Source organism: Enterobacter sp. C6 (genome assembly GCF_008122455.1).
GTDB classification, from domain to species: Bacteria; Pseudomonadota; Gammaproteobacteria; order Enterobacterales; family Enterobacteriaceae; genus Enterobacter; species Enterobacter pseudoroggenkampii.
The window spans coordinates 1-17980 of the sequence record NZ_QPFW01000167.1; the positions used below are offsets into that span (position 1 = coordinate 1).

The 17980-nt window shown below is 57.6% G+C and carries 17 protein-coding genes; 6 read left to right on the plus strand and 11 right to left on the minus strand.

Annotated elements, in window-relative coordinates; translation table 11 throughout:
- The 3 genes from DOU50_RS04720 to DOU50_RS04730 all read right to left on the minus strand — a co-directional run.
- Window positions 1–1010 (minus strand): efflux RND transporter periplasmic adaptor subunit (locus DOU50_RS04720; protein WP_148768918.1); only part of this gene is annotated, 1010 nt, incomplete at its 3' end.
- A 78-nt stretch (window positions 1011–1088) separates the two neighbouring features.
- On the minus strand, window positions 1089–2285 hold the full coding sequence (locus tag DOU50_RS04725) for a sensor histidine kinase (RefSeq protein WP_148768919.1): 1197 nt from the start codon (window positions 2283–2285) through the stop codon (window positions 1089–1091).
- Window positions 2282–2977 carry a response regulator gene (locus DOU50_RS04730; RefSeq protein WP_048991176.1) on the minus strand — a complete coding sequence of 232 codons (696 nt, stop codon included), beginning with the start codon at window positions 2975–2977 and terminating at the stop codon, window positions 2282–2284. The genes DOU50_RS04725 and DOU50_RS04730 overlap by 4 nt, the downstream gene beginning before the upstream one ends.
- A gap of 124 nt (window positions 2978–3101) precedes the next feature.
- Here DOU50_RS04730 and DOU50_RS04735 point away from each other — a divergent pair, with 124 nt between their 5' ends.
- The gene (locus DOU50_RS04735; RefSeq protein ID WP_148768920.1) at window positions 3102–3887 is read left to right on the plus strand and encodes a MipA/OmpV family protein; all 786 of its coding nucleotides are present in this window, start codon (window positions 3102–3104) and stop codon (window positions 3885–3887) included.
- Between the two features lie 35 nt (window positions 3888–3922).
- On the opposite strand, the gene yajD is transcribed toward DOU50_RS04735, so the two are convergent.
- The gene (gene yajD, locus DOU50_RS04740) at window positions 3923–4270 is read right to left on the minus strand and encodes an HNH nuclease YajD (protein WP_003857471.1); all 348 of its coding nucleotides are present in this window, start codon (window positions 4268–4270) and stop codon (window positions 3923–3925) included.
- A 178-nt stretch (window positions 4271–4448) separates the two neighbouring features.
- Here yajD and DOU50_RS04745 point away from each other — a divergent pair, with 178 nt between their 5' ends.
- Both DOU50_RS04745 and DOU50_RS04750 read left to right on the plus strand, forming a co-directional pair.
- Window positions 4449–5474 (plus strand): LLM class flavin-dependent oxidoreductase, encoded by a 1026-nt coding sequence (locus tag DOU50_RS04745; protein ID WP_048991174.1) that lies wholly within the window; start codon window positions 4449–4451, stop codon window positions 5472–5474.
- 25 nt (window positions 5475–5499) lie between these two features.
- Complete coding sequence (locus DOU50_RS04750; RefSeq protein ID WP_148768921.1) at window positions 5500–6447, plus strand: zinc-dependent alcohol dehydrogenase family protein; 948 nt, start codon at window positions 5500–5502, stop codon at window positions 6445–6447.
- Window positions 6448–6450: 3 nt separating this feature from the next.
- Here DOU50_RS04750 and DOU50_RS04755 read toward each other — a convergent pair whose 3' ends face one another.
- On the minus strand, window positions 6451–7485 hold the full coding sequence (locus DOU50_RS04755) for an AI-2E family transporter (RefSeq protein WP_024909146.1): 1035 nt from the start codon (window positions 7483–7485) through the stop codon (window positions 6451–6453).
- 421 nt (window positions 7486–7906) lie between these two features.
- Between DOU50_RS04755 and mdtJ the strand changes: the two genes are divergently transcribed.
- From mdtJ to DOU50_RS04770, 3 genes are all read left to right on the plus strand, one after another.
- Window positions 7907–8269, plus strand: a complete 363-nt coding sequence (mdtJ, locus tag DOU50_RS04760) for a multidrug/spermidine efflux SMR transporter subunit MdtJ (protein ID WP_024909145.1) — start codon at window positions 7907–7909, stop codon at window positions 8267–8269.
- Window positions 8256–8585: a multidrug/spermidine efflux SMR transporter subunit MdtI gene (gene mdtI / locus DOU50_RS04765; protein WP_024909144.1), complete on the plus strand. Its 330-nt coding sequence runs from the start codon at window positions 8256–8258 to the stop codon at window positions 8583–8585. The genes mdtJ and mdtI overlap by 14 nt, the downstream gene beginning before the upstream one ends.
- Before the next feature lie 83 nt (window positions 8586–8668).
- Window positions 8669–10831, plus strand: a complete 2163-nt coding sequence (locus DOU50_RS04770; protein WP_148768922.1) for a bifunctional diguanylate cyclase/phosphodiesterase — start codon at window positions 8669–8671, stop codon at window positions 10829–10831.
- 1 nt (window position 10832) lies between these two features.
- Here the strand turns inward: DOU50_RS04770 and DOU50_RS04775 are convergent, their stop codons facing one another.
- The 6 genes from DOU50_RS04775 to DOU50_RS04800 form a co-directional block, all read right to left on the minus strand.
- Window positions 10833–11654, minus strand: a complete 822-nt coding sequence (locus tag DOU50_RS04775; protein WP_148768923.1) for a trypsin-like serine peptidase — start codon at window positions 11652–11654, stop codon at window positions 10833–10835.
- Between the two features lie 279 nt (window positions 11655–11933).
- Window positions 11934–12347, minus strand: a complete 414-nt coding sequence (gene asr, locus DOU50_RS04780; protein ID WP_032651095.1) for an acid resistance repetitive basic protein Asr — start codon at window positions 12345–12347, stop codon at window positions 11934–11936.
- 564 nt (window positions 12348–12911) lie between these two features.
- Entirely contained in the window at window positions 12912–14399 is a 1488-nt protein-coding gene (locus DOU50_RS04785) for a carboxypeptidase M32 (protein WP_148768924.1), read from the minus strand.
- Window positions 14400–14549: 150 nt separating this feature from the next.
- Window positions 14550–15821: a 4-aminobutyrate transaminase gene (puuE, locus tag DOU50_RS04790; protein WP_148768925.1), complete on the minus strand. Its 1272-nt coding sequence runs from the start codon at window positions 15819–15821 to the stop codon at window positions 14550–14552.
- Between the two features lie 26 nt (window positions 15822–15847).
- On the minus strand, window positions 15848–17128 hold the full coding sequence (locus DOU50_RS04795; RefSeq protein ID WP_063621496.1) for an NAD(P)/FAD-dependent oxidoreductase: 1281 nt from the start codon (window positions 17126–17128) through the stop codon (window positions 15848–15850).
- Window positions 17125–17980, minus strand: an 856-nt coding sequence (locus tag DOU50_RS04800; protein ID WP_148768926.1) for an aldehyde dehydrogenase family protein, incomplete at its 5' end; no start/stop codon positions are given. The genes DOU50_RS04795 and DOU50_RS04800, both read right to left, overlap by 4 nt.

A 17980-nucleotide genomic window follows, 5' to 3' on the forward strand; every position in this document is an offset into this window, starting at 1 on the left:
CGCAGTTGCGCCCGCGACTGCGGGGTAATCACAAAAACCGCCGGTTTGTCGCCGGCTCGGGTCAGCGCGGACGCGGGAAGGGTGTACCCGTGCGGGGCTGACGATGGCAACGAGACGGTAACGCTGGCACCCAGCGCCATGGCCGCCGGCGGGTTTTGCAGGGTGGCCCTGGCGCGCCAGGTGCGGGTCTGAGGATCGGCCTGCGGGGTGATATCCCGCAGTAGGGCAGACGCCTGTACCGACGGTGCGCTGAGCAGGGAAACCTGCAAAACCGCCTTATCCAGAGGCGGGATCGTATCGGGCGCGGCAATATCAAACACCACGTCGCGGACTTCCCCGGTTGCCAGCGTCAGCACGGACTGACCGTCGCTGACCACCTGTCCCGCAGAGGCGTTCACGGCCGTAATGACGCCCGCTTGTGGCGCGTTCAGGCGCGTCCAGCCGAGGCTTTCGCGGGCATTTCGCCACGCGGCCTCGCTGCTTTTTAAGCGCGCGCGGGCGACAAGCCAGTCCGCACGGGCGCTGTCGAGCTGCGTGCGGGCTATCGCACCCGTTGGCATGAGCTTTTGCATGCGACTGACGTTAAGCGCGGCGACCTGCGCTGAGGCTTTGGCGCCTTCATAATCGGCCTCAGCGCCGTCGAGCTGGTTTTGCCCGGTCGTATTGTCAAGCGTGGCCAGCAGCTGTCCGGCGGTGACACTGTCACCAATATCGACGCTACGCGTCAGTATCCGCCCCCCGGTACGAAAGCTCAGGGTCGTTTCATCGTGGGCATGGATCTCACCGGTTCTTTCCAGCGTGGGAAGGGAGTGGGCGGTGCCAACGACGACGTAGCGTACCGTTCGCACAGGGTTGGGCTTATTTTCGTGTTTATCACCGCAGCCGGTCAGCGGAAAAATCGCCAGCGCAAGCAGGGCCAGGGGAAGAAAATGCAGCCAGGAAAGGGTACGCGCCACGCCGTACAAATGATGCAGGCAGTGGCGGAGGGAGAGAAAAAATTCGTCTGACATAACGCCGCTCCATAAAGGGAATGGCGTTATTAAATGCGCGCTACGTCGAGAAAGATTCGATGTTCTGTCAAGGCTTTATCAAGAGTGGAGATTTTCATTATCGGAGGGATACCAGGGCAACAAAATGCGCACCGCGAGGCCGCCGGTTTCCGGTAATGATGCGCTAATCTCACCCCCATGCGCCTGGCAAATCGCCCGGGCGATGGATAATCCGAGGCCGCTGCCGCCGGAATGCCGCGCGCGGGACTGCTCCTCGCGGCTAAAGCGTTTAAACATTTCCGGTAAAAACTGGGGCGATACGCCCGGCCCGTCATCGGTAAATTCGAGGGTGTAATGACCGCTGGCGTAGTGCAGCGCCACCTCAAGATGGCCGCCCTCGCGCCCGTAGCGTAGTGCATTTTCCATGAGGATGGTCACGGCCTGTCCCAGACGGAACGCATCACCCCGGAAGGGGCTGGTGTGCGGGTTACGCAGCGTTATCCGGAAATGATGCGCATCAGCCTGGGGCATGATCCAGGCAACCCGCTCCTGAATCAGCTCATCCAGACAGAAAGGCTGGTCCTCCAGCACAAGGTTACCCGCGTCGGCCAGGGAGAGGAGGTGGAGTTCATCGGTGAGGCGGTTGAGGTGCTGGAGCTGTTTCATCACCATGCCCAGCTGCGCCGGGCTGGCATCAAACACGCCGTCTAACATGCCCTGCAGACGCCCGATGGCGGCCGTCAGGGGCGATCGCAGCTCGTGCGCCATCGCAACGTGCGAGGCGCGGAGCTCTTTTTCATAGCGGGCGAGTTGTCCCGTCATGGAGTTAAAGTCGGCCGCAAAGCTGACCATTTCCGCCGGTGCATCCTTGATAAGTTCCGCCTGACGGCCAAACTGCCCGTCGGCTACATCCTTTGCCGCATCGCGAAGGCGGCTGAACTGTAGCGCCAGCGGGCGGGCGTGTTTTAGCCCCATTACCACAATAAACGGGATCATTACCAGCACCAGCAGGGCTACCGTGACCCAGTCGGCTGAGGCGATAGACGGCGTGGAATAGCTCAGGCCCCACCATGTGTCCACAATCGTGTGGAAGCGGGCCGGATTGGACTGCGGGTTCTGGCTGAGCGTAAGAAACTCCTGCCGGACCGCTGGCGGCATCTTGCCCATGATCCAGTAGTTTTGTACCGCATAGCGCAACCACATGCAGGTGGCAATGACGATCACGCTGCCGATGGCCAGCGCTAAAATGCGTGCGCAAATCCAGCGCCACAGAGAGGCGTGTCGGTTTTTTATCATGGCTGTCTGAACCTGTAACCCACGCCGCGAACGTTGATCAGTACGCCGGAAATACCCGCCGCTTCAAGTTTTTTACGCAGGTTATAAATATGGGTGTCCACCACGCGCTCCAGCGCCTCGCTTTCCGGCAAGCAGTGTTCCAGTAAATACTGGCGGGAGAACGGGTGCGCAGGAGAACGCAGCAGCGTTGCCAGAAGCGAGAATTCCGTTGGCGTAAGATCGAGCATCACGGGGGCGTCGTCGCCGTTATCCACGCTCGCCACAATGGCGGCGACATCCACCTCCAGCGTTTGCCAGCGAAGGATCGCTTCGTCTGTCTCTTTTTTACTGCTGCGCCGCAGCACCGCCTGCACCCGAGCCACCACCTCTCCCGGATGATAAGGCTTCACAACGTAATCATCGGCACCGTAGCGCAGGGCGCCAATGCGATCGGGAGTATCCCCCATGGCCGTAACCATAATCACCGGCACATCGCTTTTACGACGCAGACCCGCCAGCACTTCGGTGCCGTTAAGCCCCGGCAGCATTACGTCCAGCAGGATGAGGTCGGGCTTCCACCGCTGCGCCATATCCAGGCCGGAAAGACCGTCCCCGGTAATGGTCACGTCGTAATTTTCACGCCGTAAATAGGCTTCGAGCACGCCAGCCGCATCGGCGTCATCTTCAATAATCAGCACTCTTCTGGACAACATCCGTTCACCTTGACCATTTCTTAACACTTTCCCGACGATTCATTGATTCAGCCAAATCATACTGCGCCAACATTGTGTGGCCGCCCCTGAATCAGGAGACGCCAGCGTCTGTATGGAGAGCAGTATGATAGCGATAAAAAAAGTCCTGTATATGTCCGTCCCGCTTCTGATGGTCGTGACGTCTGGCGTGCAGGCGGATGATGGCACCGCGTCCGATTCCTTAACCGTCGGGCTGGGAGGGCAGTATGCCCCGCGTTACTCAGGCTCAGACAAGCAGGTGTGGCAGGTGGTTCCGGTACTGCAGGGTCGTAAAGGCGCTTTCTTTATTGATGCGCAAAAAGGGGTGGGATATGACCTGCAAAACGACAGCGGTTGGTATTTCGAACAAACGCTGGGCTACGACTTCGGAAGGGCTGAGAAAAATTCTGGCTGGCGTGAGGGGGCAAACAATCTGAAAGGGATGGGGGACATTGATGCCACCCTGAATACCGGCCTTGCCGTAGGCTGGCAGGCCGCGCCATGGCTGAGTATGGAAGGCAAAGCGACGCTGCCGTTAACGGACAGCCAGGGGGTAAGCTATCAGGCCTCCGTGACGCTAATCCCTTTACAAAATAACCAGGACACGGTCGCCTTGCAGTCTGCGGCCCTGTTTGGCGACAGCCGTTATCTGAATACGTGGTATGGGGTCAGCGAGCAGCAGAGCCGCCGCACCGGATATCGCCGCTATTCAGCGCCGGGTGGATTTTATGGCGTCGACACCAGCCTGACCTGGAGCCATCAGTTCGATGCTCACTGGGGGACGGTCCTGAGCGCGGACTATACCTGGCTTAGCGATCGTGCGAATAACAGCCCGATCGTGATGCGGCGCAACGAGGGGTCTGCAACCGCCGCTATCACCTGGACATTTTAAATTCGCAGAGCACGATGTGAGCGAGGGGAAGAGGATTACTTCTTCTTATCCATCATCGCTTTTAAATCGGCAAACGGGTTAAACGTGGCGACGCCCACGTCTTTTTGCGCGTCTTCCCCGGCGACCACGGTGGTGCCGTACTGATCCGCTTCGGTGTATTTCGAATGCTCGTGATCGTGGCAAAACAGGCACAACAGCTCCCAGTTGCTGCCATCTTCCGGGTTATTGGTATGGTCGTGATCGATATGGTGAACCGTGAGTTCACGCAGATTGGAATAGACAAACTCGCGCGAGCAGCGTCCACACACCCATGGATAGATTTTTAATGCTTTTTCGCGATAGCCGCTTTCCAGCCGCGCGTAGTTTTTAGGGATCAGAGCCATTGCCGGTTTTACCTGCCATGAAAAAAGTGGGGGATATTATATCCCATTATGGCGCGTAATGACGCCCCGCTCAATTCTGTCAATTTATTTGAATCATTCCGTTAAATAAACGGCATTTATTCTTACCGGGTAATGCGTAAAGTGGACAGAACGCAACGCATTATCAGGACACATGGTTATGAAAAAGATCGGGTTTTTATCCTTTGGTCACTGGACGCCTTCACCGCAGTCCGGCACGCGCTCGGCGGCAGACACGCTGCTGCAGTCCATCGATTTAGCCGTGGCGGCTGAAGAGCTGGGTGCAGACGGCGCGTATTTCCGCGTGCACCACTTTGCCCGACAGCTTAGCTCGCCGTTCCCTCTGCTGGCCGCCATTGGCGCAAAAACGAAGACCATCGAAATCGGTACCGGCGTGATCGATATGCGCTATGAAAATCCGATGTACATGGCCGAAGATGCGGGCGCGGCGGATCTGATTTCCGGCGGTCGCCTGCAGCTTGGCATCAGCCGTGGCTCGCCGGAGCAGGTCATTGATGGCTGGCGTCATTTCGGCTATGTCCCGCAGGAAGGGGAAAACGAGTCGGATATGGCGCGTCGTCATACCGAGGTGCTGCTTGAGGTGCTGCGCGGGGAAGGGTTTGCCAAACCGAACCCGCAGCCAATGTTCCCGAATCCGCCGGGGCTGCTGCGCCTGGAGCCGTATTCTGAAGGGCTGCGCGAGCGTATCTGGTGGGGCGCCGGTTCAAATGCGACGGCCGTATGGGCGGCAACGCTGGGAATGAACCTGCAAAGCTCAACCCTGAAGGACGATGAAACCGGTGAGCCGTTCCATATTCAGCAGGCAAAACAGATTCGGGCTTACCGTCAGGCCTGGAAAGAGGCAGGGCATACGCGCGAGCCGCGGGTGTCGGTCAGCCGCAGTATTTTTGCGCTGATGGACGACCGCGACCGGATGTATTTCGGTGCCAGCCGCAACGACAGCGATAGCGTGGGGTATCTTGATGAGAAAACGCGCGCCATCTTCGGGCGCAGCTATGCCGCGGAGCCGGACAAGCTGGTTGAACAGCTGAAAAAGGACGAGGCGATTGCCGAGGCGGACACGCTTTTACTGACCGTACCGAACCAACTGGGTGTGGATTATAATGCGCACGTGATTGAGTCTATTCTCAAACATGTCGCACCGGCAATGGGCTGGCGCGAGTAGTTCCGCTAGCAGCCGTGAGATCGTAATGGAAAACCTGGCCCTCTGGTATCGCCGTTTTGGCGAGCCAGAAACCGTTCTGCAACCTGAAACCGCGCCGCTGGGGGCGCTTACACCGGGTCATCTCCGCGTGCGAATGCTGTTTTCTCCGGTGAACGCGTCCGATCTCATTCCCATTACCGGCGCCTACCGTCACAGAACCCCGTTACCTGCCGTCGCGGGGTATGAAGGTGTCGGCGTTGTCACCGAGGCGCCCGCCTCGTTTAAGCATCTGGTGGGTAAGCGCGTCCTGCCGCTGCGCGGTCAGGGCACCTGGCAGCGCTATGTTGATTGCCCGGCAGAGTATGCGATACCCGTTCCGGACACCGTCGACGCACATCTGGCCGCGCGGGCCTATATCAACCCGCTGGCGGCGCAGATGATGCTGACCCGCTACCCGCCTCATGGAAAGCGGGTGCTCCTCACGGCTGCCGGGTCGGATTGCGCCATCCTGCTGGGGCAGTGGGCGCGTCAGGCGGGGGCAGAAGCGGTGTATGGCATTCACCGCTCTGCCGTGCATGCTGAACGGCTGGAGGCGATGGGCATCATTCCCGTCGCGCAGCATGACGCGCAGCAGATTGGCTCCGTCGCGGCGCGTACCGACGTCGTCTACGATGCCACCGGCGGGCCGCTTGCGGAAGCGATCCTCAGCGTGATGCCCGAGCAGGGCATGTTTGTTTGCTACGGCCTGCTCTCCGGGCAAACCTTCAGACAGCAACGGCCCGTGCCGCGCGTGGCGTGGTTCCATATCCGAAACGGTCTGGATGCGCTCAGCGCTGAGGCGTGGCGCGCCGAGTTTGACCGCATCTGGCTTAATTTGCCCAACAGTGGGTACAGCGACGTCACGGTGTATCCACTGGCGGAATGGCAGAGAGCGATCGGTACGTATCGCGAAGGTGGAAGGACCCGCAAGCCCCTCCTGTCGATGGCGGACTGACCGCTATTGATGGCTCATATCGCTCAGCAGCACGGCGATACTTTGCCCGCCCGCCGTCTGTTCCAGGCCAATCTTGACGATGATGGTCAGCGGGACGGAGAGCAGCATCCCAACGGGCCCGAGCAGCCAGCCCCAGAATATCAGGGACAAAAAGACCACCAGCGTGGAAAGTCCCAGCCCTCGCCCCATCATGCGTGGCTCAAGAATGTTACCGAATACCAGATTGATGACCAGGTATCCGGCCAGCAGGATCAGCGCGTCATAAAGCCCGCTGAAAACCAGCACCTGAAGGATAGGGGGGATCGCCGCCAGCACGGAGCCGATGTTGGGAATGTAGTTAAGCGCAAACGCCAGCAACCCCCAGACAAACGCAAAGCGAACGTCCAGCGCCAGAAGCATCACCCAGACGACACCGCCCGTGACCAGACTAATGGCGGTTTTCAGCACCAGATAGCGGGAGACGCTGTCCAGCGCGCGTTGAATCGCCCCCATCCCTTCAACCGGACGGACCATCATCTGCTGCAGCTTTGCCGGCAGCTGCGGTACCTCCAGCAGCATGAACACCACCGTTAAAAACAGCAGGAAAATGGATGTCATGGCATTGGAAAGCTGTGCCAGCAGGCTGGTGACGATCGTCATGGCCGCATTGGGGTCGATATATTTCAGGAGTTCCTCAACCGAGACTTCGATACCCGCGCGCTGCAGCCAGGGTTCAAGCTGCAGCAGCGGTATCGCCAGCGAAGAGCGGTATTTTGGCAGCGTTCGCGCCAGTTCGTTTAGCGAGGTCCCCAGATACGCCACCAGCAAGACCATCGCCACAATAATGATGCTGATAAGCAGCGTGATGGCCAGCACGCGCGGAATGCGTAGCCGTGTCATGCGCTGTACCAGTGGATTAAGGATCACTGCAACAAACAGGGACAGAATAAAAGGCACAATAATGTCGGCGGCAAAACGAACGCCTGTCAATATGATCACCAGCATGCCCAGCATGATGACAATTTTTAACCCGTTCAGGGTAATGATGGGTTTAGCCATGGTGACTCCGGAATAATCTTTTTATTTATAATAAAGGTGAAAGGCATTGCAATAAACTAACCAAAATCAAACGGGATGGGTAAAGAATTGCAAAGACTTTGAGTAAAATCCTGGCTTATGGTACAAATTTGGTGTGTTTAACTACCGAGGACAATTTTCATCCGCAAAGACGAGAAGCAACAACGCGGATAATTGTAATTTTATGGACAATATGTTCAGGACGTACTCTTCAAACAATACCGCTGTATACTCCACCTCCTTCTGCCTGCTTTCTGGTGAGCAACACTGGCGCACCGCACTATAGTCATTTCTTCTGCCTGAGCTGGCGCTAAGCGCTTAGCTGTCTGATTTCAATTCGTATTTTTTGGTTTGCTGCACGCAGCGGGCCACGATGGATTATATTCTCAAGCAGGAGAAAAACATGTTTTACTGGATCCTATTAGCGCTGGCAATTATCGCTGAAATTACCGGCACGCTGTCTATGAAGTGGGCAAGCATCAGCGATGGCAACACCGGTTTTATTTTGATGCTGGTGATGATTTCGCTTTCTTATATTTTCCTCTCGTTTGCGGTGAAAAAAATTGCGCTGGGCGTCGCGTATGCACTGTGGGAAGGGATCGGTATTTTGTTGATTACGCTGTTCAGCGTGCTGATATTTGACGAAACATTAACACCAATGAAGGTCGCCGGGTTAACGACGCTGGTCGCGGGTATTGTGCTGATTAAATCCGGTACCCGAAAACCTGGCAAACAGCAGAAGGAGCAGAACCATGCAACAGTTTGAATGGGTTCATGCGGCCTGGCTGGGGCTCGCCATTGTGCTGGAAATCCTGGCGAACGTTCTGCTGAAGTTCTCCGATGGTTTTCGCCGTAAACTCTACGGCCTGATGTCGATTGCCGCGGTTCTCGGGGCGTTCAGCGCCCTGTCCCAGGCGGTAAAAGGGATCGATCTTTCGGTGGCCTATGCGCTGTGGGGTGGTTTTGGTATCGCCGCCACGCTGGCCGCAGGCTGGGTGCTCTTCGGCCAGCGTTTAAATAACAAGGGCTGGATGGGGCTCATCTTGCTGCTTGCCGGCATGATCATGATAAAACTTGCCTGACAGACCTCAAACCATGATTTACAGGCAGCGAAATTCGCTGCCTGTATTACGCTTAGAAAAGCAAAACATGAAGAGGATGGCTGATGTATCGCACATTAAGCTGGCGCAATATTCCCAATGCGAGAACGTTGTTTGCCATGGTCTTCATGGCGGGGATCGGCTTAATCATCTCCATCATCGCACTGCTCTATCTTTCCCTGCATCTTATCAGCACCAAAACCAACGAAATTGATGAACACCGTACGGCGCTTTCCGTGCAGGGGGCTATTCAGACCTCGGTTAATCGCGTCTCCTCGCTGGTGCTGGATAACGCCGTCTGGGACGATGCGGTGCGGGAGGCCTACCGTCCCACGCTCGATACGGACTGGTTGTATAACACCTGGGGTGCTGGCTTTAAAATCAATAACCTCTATGACGGGACCTTCGTGCTGGATGAGCATTTCAATGTCATCTGGGGATCGTTTAAAAGTCAGCCTTTTCAGGAGACGAATCTCGATTTTTTTGGTAAGGGGCTGAAAGCCCTTATTACTCAGCACGCGCGCGACTTATCAAGCGATAAAAATATCTATGCCGGGATCAGCAAAACACGCAGCGGCGTCGCTTTTGTGGGCATTGGATTGATTCGCCCGATGGTTGGAAGATTACAGGTTACCGACGGAACACGCCGCTATCTGGTGATCACCCGTCATCTGAACGCCAGAATCTTATCCGACCTGGGAGCGACCTTTCAGATCGATAACCTTCACTTTACGCCGGAAAAAATTAACGAGCTGAGTATGCCGCTGCGCAGTTCGGCTGGGGAGCTGCTGGGCTATCTTAACTGGCAGGCGCGGCTTCCGGGGGCGCAGGCCGCCCAGGCGGCATCTTCTGATATCAGGCAGATTGTGGTGCTGGCATCGGCCCTGATCCTGCTCTTTATTCTGGTGAGCAGCGTGGGGCTGTACAAGCTTGCGCGAGGAGAAAGCCAGGCGCGTCTGGTTGCCAGAACGGACTGGCTAAGCCACTTGCCTAACCGGCGTGCGCTCATCGAGGCGCTGGATCGGGTGCGTTTACGCGGTGATACCGACGTCAAAAGCGTGGTGTTTATCGATCTCGATGGTTTTAAGGATGTGAATGATATCTATGGTCACAGCGTGGGGGACGATCTCATCGTGGCGATTGCGAAAACGCTGAGTGAACGCGTGCCGCCGGGCGGGATGCTGGCGCGGATGGGCGGGGATGAATTTGCCATGACCATCGGCGGTGATGATGCAGAGGCGCAGGCTACCGCCTTTGCCGTTTCGGTGCTGGATTTTCTCACCACCCCGGTTCAACTGGGGGAACGCACCATCCATATCGGGGCCAGTATCGGTATCGCCAGCGGAACCCTGACTGAATGCAACAGCTCAGAACTGTTTCGCCGCGCCGATATTGCCATGTATCACGCTAAAATGAGCGGGAAAGGGCGTATTACCCACTATGATGCGGAGTTGAACAGCGTCCGGGAACGCAAGCTGGCGATTGAAAATCAGATTCGTGACGGTCTGGAACGCGATGAGTTTGATGTCTGGTATCAGCCGATTATTGACGCCCACAGCCAGACAATGAGCAGTGTCGAGGCGCTGGTCCGCTGGCCGCGTCGTCCGGACGGGCCGCTTGGGCCGGATATTTTTATCACCATCGCGGAGACCAGCGGTCTGATTTACAAGCTGGGCCAGTTTGTGTTGCAGCGGGCCTGCCAGGATCTGCAGCCGTACGGCGACTTAAAGCTCTCCGTAAATATCTCCCCCGCGCAATTTCGCGATCCCGCCTTTGAAGAAAAAGTGGCCAGCGTGCTGGAGACCACCCGTTTTCCGGCCCATCGACTGCAGCTTGAGGTCACGGAGTCCTACGTGCTGGAAAACCCGGAGCGTGCCCGCATGGCGATAGCCAATCTTAAAGCGTTGGGCACCGCGGTGGCGCTGGATGATTTTGGTACCGGTTATTCCAGCATTGGCTATTTGCGGCGTTTTAACTTCGACACCATCAAGATCGATAAATCCCTGGCCGGGCTGGTGGACCACGATGAACAGGCGGCCGCGCTGGTGAGCGGCACGGTGCGGATCGCCAATGCGCTGGGCATGGCGGTGGTGGCAGAAGGGGTGGAAACCGAGAAGCAAATGAAACTGCTGCGGCTGGCTGGCTGCGATCAACTGCAGGGTTTTTGGTTCAGCCAGCCGATGCCGATTGAGTCAATCAGAGCGTTACGTAAGGTTAGACGCTGCTGATTTACTGTTGCGCCAGCGCTTCCAGCTTGTCGCGAAAACCGGTCACGGACAAGGCCCGGTTATCGGCGCGCCAGCGGTCTTTCGCCGCCGGGGCAGAGCTCTGCACACCGATCAGCTGCCAGCCGTTTTCCGTTTTCAACATCAGCGGTGAGCCGCTATCGCCCGGTAACGTATCGCACTGATGGGAGAGCACGCTGGTTTGCGCCCAGCCCGTCACAATACAGTCGGTATGCGTATAAAGCGTGTCCAGATGATCGACAGGATAGCCCGATTGCGTCACCTTCCGGTCGGTGGCTTTCAGCGCGGCGGTGAGTGCGGCTTTGTCGCCCTCAAATAACGGCAGCGGCGTAATGCCTGAAGGCGGGTAGCGTAAAACGATCAGGCCAAAGTCCCATGAGGCAGCCCCCGGCGGCACGATCCAGCCGTCACCATCCGGTTTCAGGCGTTTGCCAAGAGAGGGATCAACCCGACCTTCAATGCCGTGGATTTCATAGCGCCAGGTCCCTTTTTGCGACACAAACCGCAGGGCAACCGCTTTATCCGGCTTGCCGTTTGGTGGGGTTAACAGACAGTGGCCTGCCGTCAGGGCAAGCTGCGGGGTGATCAACGTCGCAGTACATAAGTTACCGCTGGCGGTTTCCAGTTGACCTATAGCATCCCAGGGGGCCTGAGTGGGATCGGCGACGCGCGTGCGATCGTCATGACCGAAAAAAAGCGTCTTTAGCTCTTTCGCGCTAATGGTGTCATCACCGCCATCATCCGCATGTGAAAATCCAGAAAAAAGACCAAACGTTCCCAGTAACAACACAACAGATTTACGCATATCACACTCTGGTGGGGGTAATTATGATTATTAAAAGTGAACCCTATGAAAATACTATAGACGGGACAGCGCTAAAGTGGGAGTAAAATCAGCGTGCTACAATCAGGAAAGATAAAAATGGCTGGCGATGAGCGCGCATAAAATAAGCAGGATCAGAATCAGCTCAAACCGATAGCGTCGCAGCATACGCCCTCCGGATAAAAAAAACGGCGCGGAACCTGTTCCGGTTCGGCGCCGGTTTACCAACGTGCCCCGCAGGGCACGGTTTAGCTTGTACTCTTACGCAGCTGGCTGTGCAGCTGGTTTAGCAGCTTCGTGTTTTACTGCTTTTTTGTGATGCTTTTTAGCAGCCTGAGCTTTCTGCTCAACAGCCGGTTTAGCGGCTTTTTTGTGGTGGTGTTTTTTAGCAGCCTGTGCTTTCTGCTCTACAGCCGGTTTAGCGGCTTTTTTGTGGTGGTGCTTTTTGGCAGCCTGAGCTTTCTGCTCGGTTGGTGCTGCGGTTGCAGGTGCAGCGGCTTCTTTTTTCGCTGCAGCTTTGTGATGTTTCTTATGGTGAACCGCTTTTGCTGGGGCAGCGGTGGTGGTTGCAGCAGGTGCGGCAGCCGGTGCAGCAGTTGCGGTAGTGTCAGCAGCAAATGCAGCAGAAGACAGACCCATAGCAGCGGCAACAACCAGAGCTAATACTTTATTCATTCTCATACCCTCGAATTTGGTTTTTCATTTAACCCCACTGCGGGGCCGTTGAAATAACTATATCCCTGTAAATTCGAGGTTTCCGTGAGTGATTGGTATCGGCGTGTAACCATATGTACATTGCCGGTGTTCCCTATAAAATAATGCCTGCACAGACGACCCCCTCTCCCTTGAGGGAGAGGGCTGGGGTGAGGGGGAACATACGGCTCTGGTGGTCATTCCGTTCACTTTATGTTCCTTGCTACTCTTTAACGACATGGCCTGTGAACGTGCCAGGGTGGCTCAGTCGCCACCACCCTGGCGACCCTGGCTCCCGGCGGTAAATCGCCGCTGCGCGGTACCTTCGGCGTATTCCTTCCGGCTTATCGGGTACGGGCGGAGGTAACATCCCTGTAAAGCCCGCCCTCTCGGCGCATCCATGCGCCTCGCCCCGGCCGGAAGGCAAACGCCTCAGCGATTTACAGCCGGACCAGGGCATCGCTGAAAGCCTTTAGTCGTTCTGAAACAAGGTTATCGCTTCTGCTTAAAAAATTTACTGGAGGTCTCTCACCCCTGCCAAACAGATTACAAGTAACGTGAGGTCAGATGTTCGCGGAAGTAACGGATGTTCAGATCCTCGCCCGTCGCCTGGGTGATTAACTGCGACGTGCTGAAGCGGCTACCGTGCTGCCAGATGTTCTGACGCAGCCACTCAAAGAGTGCGGAAAAATCGCCCTCAGCGATGGAGTCCTGCAGACCCGGCAGTGCGGTCCTGGCGGCATGGAACAGCTGGGCGGCGTACATAGCGCCAAGCGTATACGACGGGAAGTAACCAAAACCACCGTCGGTCCAGTGGATATCCTGCATACAGCCGTTGCGGTAGTTGTCTTTGGTGGATAACCCGAGCCAGGCCTGCATTTTCTCATCCCACAGGGCGGGAATATCGTCCACCTCGATCTCGCCGTTGATCAGCGCACGTTCAATCTCATAGCGCAGCACCACGTGTGCCGGATAGCTTACTTCGTCCGCATCGACGCGGATATAACCAGGCTTCACGCGCTGATTCCAGGCAATAAAGTTCTCTTCGCTGAACGCCGCCTGGCTGCCAAAACGGGCGTGCACCGCAGGGAGGAGATGTTTGAGGAAGGCCTCACTGCGTCCCAGCTGCATTTCAAAGAACAGGCTCTGTGATTCATGGATCGCGGTTGAACGCGCCAGAGCAATGGGCTGTCCTGCCCACGCGCGCGGCAGGTTTTGTTCGTAGCGGGCATGTCCGGTTTCGTGGATCACCCCAAACAGCGCGCTGAGCAGTTCATCTTCGTCATAGCGCGTGGTGATACGCACGTCTTCCGGGACGCCGCCGCAGAACGGGTGCGCACTCACGTCCAGGCGGCCGCCGTTAAAATCGAAGCCGAGCATCTTCATGGCTTCCAGGCCCAGCTCACGCTGTGTTGCCGTCGGGAAGGGGCCCTGAGGGGGAACGAACGAGCGCTGAGCCTGTTTTTCCACCACGTTTGCCAGCAGGTCCGGTAGCCAGGACTTCATATCGCCGAACAGAATGTCCAGACGCGCGCTGGTCATATCGGGCTCAAAAATATCCAGCAGCGCGTCGTAAGGCGTACAGCCTTTGGCTTCCGCCCGCAGGCGAGCCTCTTCGCGGCTGAGTTTGACCACCTCTTTCAGGTTGGCGGAAAAGCCCTGCCAGTCGTTGGCAGGACGCTGGGTACGCCAGGCGTGTTCACATTTACTGCCCGCCAGCGATTTGGCTTCCACCAGCGATTCGGGCAGCAGGGTCGCCTGCTGGTAGTGGCGCGTCATTTCGCGCAGGTTGGCCTGCTCGACGTCATTCAGATCTTCTCCTGCCGCTGCCGCTAACAGGTCGCCGACATTTTTATCGGTCAGGATCTGGTGCTGCAGGACGCTCATCTCCGCCAGCGCCTCGCCGCGCGCGGCGCTGCCGCCTGGCGGCATCATGGTGAACATGTCCCAGCTGGCGATGGAGGAGAGGTGCGAGAAGCGGGAGAGACGCTGGAAGGTTTTCGCAAGTGACTGATAGGCTGATGTTTTTTGCAATTCTTATTTCCTCATGCCAGGGATGTGTTTCAGGGAGCATACAATGAAACGGACCCAATTCCCCAACATTTCCCACACGGAGGAAATCTGTGCCGATTTCCTCCGTTGAAACCGTCGCCGGAATTCCGGGAGACGGTTTTCGGTGGGCACTCAGGACTTATCGCGCATAACCTGTTGCAGGATCGCCAGCGCCTGGGTGAACTGGGCATCCGGAATGGTCAGCGGATAAAGGAAGCGGATCACGTTGCCGTACTGGCCGCAGATCAACAACAGCAGGCCCTGGGCGAGCGCCTTTTGCTGGATCGCCTGCGCGATGGCGGCCGAAGGCTCTCGGCTCTCGGGATCGAAAAACTCCGCCGCAATCATCGAGCCTCTTCCCCTTATCGCCACGAGTGCAGGGAAGGTGCCCTGAATCTCCTCCAGCGTGGCTTTCAGCCGATCGCCCAGCTGACGGGCGCGGGCGCACAGTGACTCGTTGTCGATAATATTCAGCACCGCGTGCGCGGCTGCCACCGCCAGCGGGTTGCCTGCATAGGTACCCCCCAGACCGCCGGGAGCCGGCGCGTCCATGATTTCGGCGCGGCCCACCACGCCGGACAGCGGCATTCCGCCTGCCAGGCTTTTAGCCATCGTCATCAGGTCGGGTTTGTCCGCGTAGTGTTCCATCGCAAACAGCTTACCCGTTCGTGCGAAGCCGCTCTGCACTTCGTCGGCAATCATCACAATCCCGTGCTCATCACAGATGCGGCGGATGGCGGCCACCAGTTCTGGCGGGGCGACGTTGAATCCGCCTTCACCCTGGATGGGTTCAAAAATAATCGCCGCCACCTGTTTCGCCTCAATATCTGCTTTGAACAGGCGCTCTATCGCCGTGATGGCATCCTGCGTCGTGATGCCGTGCAGCTCGGAGGGATACGGCACGTGATAAACCGACCCCGGGAAGGGGCCAAATCCCAGCTTGTAAGGTGCGACCTTGCCGGTTAACGCCATGGTCATATAGGTTCGGCCGTGAAAGCCTCCCCCGAAGGCAATCACACCCGGTCTGCCGGTGTGGGCCCGGGCGATTTTAATGGCATTTTCCACCGCTTCTGCGCCCGTGGTGAAGAACGCCGTTTTGGCCGGGCTCTGCACCGGGGCCAGCTCGTTAAGTTTTTCGGCTAATGAAACGTAGCTTTCATACGGCACAATCTGGTAGGCCGTGTGGGTGAACTGGTGAAGCTGTTTTTCCACTGCGGCCACCAGTTCAGGATGACGATGGCCGGTATTCAGTACCGCGATCCCGGCGGCGAAATCAATATAGTCGTTGCCTTCCACGTCGGTAAGCGTGGCATTCTCCGCCGTGCGGGCAAAGAAATCACACATTACGCCTACGCCGCGCGGGGTGGCAGAAAGTCTGCGCTGATGAAATTCCTGGTTACTCATATCAGATACCCTTTTGTCGAAAACGATCATACGCCAAGACGATCGCGCAGGCTGTAATACGCCGCGCCCATCGCCGTGAATGGAATCCGCAGGCTGCGACCGCCCGGGAAGGGGTAGTGCGGAAGATTAGCAAACGCATCAAAGCGCTCAGCGTCACCGCGCAACAGTTCCGAGATCAGCCGTCCGGCCAGGTGGGTGCAGGTCACGCCGTGGCCGCTGTAGCCCTGCATGTAATAGATGTTTTTATCCAGACGACCAAACTGCGGCATACGCGACAGGGTCAGCAGGAAGTTGCCCGTCCAGCGATAGTCGATTTTGACGCCTGCCAGCTGAGGGAAGGTTTTGAGCAGCTTTGGCATCACCAGGCGCTCGACATCGTCCGGATCGCGTGCGCCATAGACAACGCCACCACCGTACAGCAGGCGGTTGTCGGCGGTGAGACGGTAGTAATCCAGCAGGTAGTTACAATCTTCCACGCAGTAGTTATTGGGGATCAGCGTGCGGGCGACCTCTTCCGGCAGCGGGGCGGTGGTCACCACCTGAGTGCCGCAGGGCATGCTGCGTTTTGCCAGTTCCGGTTCGATCTTATCGCCCAGATAAGCATTCCCGGCGACGATCACGTAGCGGGCCGTCACCTGGCCATGCTGCGTGCTCACCACGGCCGGGCTGGTGTGCTGAATGGCGGTCACCGGGGACTGTTCATATACCCGCCCGCCGTTCAGGCGAATGGCGTCTGCTTCGCCGATCGCCAGGTTCAGCGGGTGAATATGCCCCCCGCTGCGGTCCAGCAGCGCGCCGGTATAGCGTTCGCTGTCGACTTCCCGGCGGATGGCGCTGGCGTCCAGCAACTCGAGCTGCGTGTTGCCGTAGCGTTCCCAGTTGGCTTTTTGCTCCTCCAGCGTCTCCAGCTGCTTATGGTTTAGCGCCACAAACAGCCCGCCGGGACGATAGTCGCACTGGATCTGATAGCGCTGGATACGCTCCCGGATGATTTCCCCGCCTTCAAACATCATGCTCCCGAGCATTCTGGCGGCATCGGGCCCGTAGTTTTTCTCGATCACGTCGATATCGCGGCTGTAGGAGTTAACCAGCTGGCCGCCGTTGCGTCCGCTGGCGCCGAAGCCGATGCGCGCCCCTTCAAGGAGCACCACGTCGTAGCCCATTTCGGCGAGGTGCAGCGCGGAGGAGAGGCCGGTATAGCCGCCGCCCACCACGCATACGTCACAGCTGATCGACTCGTTAAGCGTCGGGAAAGGTTCGTAAGCGTTCGCGCTGGCCGCGTAGTAGCTGGTGGTATGTTCGGTCATGATTGAGGCTCCAGGGCAATCCAGATGGTTTTCAGTTCGGTAAATTTTTCCAGCGCGTGCAGGGACTTATCGCGACCGTTGCCGCTCTGCTTATAGCCGCCAAAGGGGACGGTCATATCGCCTTCGTTATAGTTATTGACGAAGACCGAGCCTGCTTTCAGGCGGCGGCTCATGCGGTGCGCCCGGGAGAGATCGCGGGTCCATACCGCCGCGCCAAGCCCGTATTCACTGTCGTTGGCCAGCGTTAAGGCTTCCTCTTCGGTTTTAAATCGGGTAACGACCAGCACCGGCCCGAAAATCTCTTCCCGGCACAGCGGGGAGTCGGGCTCGAGGTCGACAAAAATGGTTGGACCGACTGCGGAAGGCCATGATTGTTCCCGCCCGTCCAGCAGCAGCGAGCCTTTCCGGGTTCCCTCGCGAATAAACGTGTGGACGGTATCGGCGTGCGCAGCGTCGATGAGCATGCCCATCGTGCTGTCGGGGTCGAGCGGATCGCCCGGCTGCCAGTGACGGGCCTGCGCTTTCAGCTTGGTCAGGAATTCATCGGCGATGCTCTCTTCGAGCAGCAGGCGGGTACCGGCGATACAGACTTGTCCCTGGTTATAAAAAATCCCGGCGGCGGTCGCGCTCACGGCCTTGTCCAGGTCCGGACAGTCGGCAAAGATAATGTTGGCGCTCTTGCCGCCTGCCTCCAGCCAGACGCGCTTCATGTTGCTTTCACCCGCGTCCTTCAACAGCTGCTTGCCGGTACGGGTAGAGCCGGTAAACGTCAGCACCTCAACCTCCGGATGCAGCGACAGCGCCTGGCCCGCTTCGTGGCCGTAACCGCTTATTACATTCAGCACGCCGTCC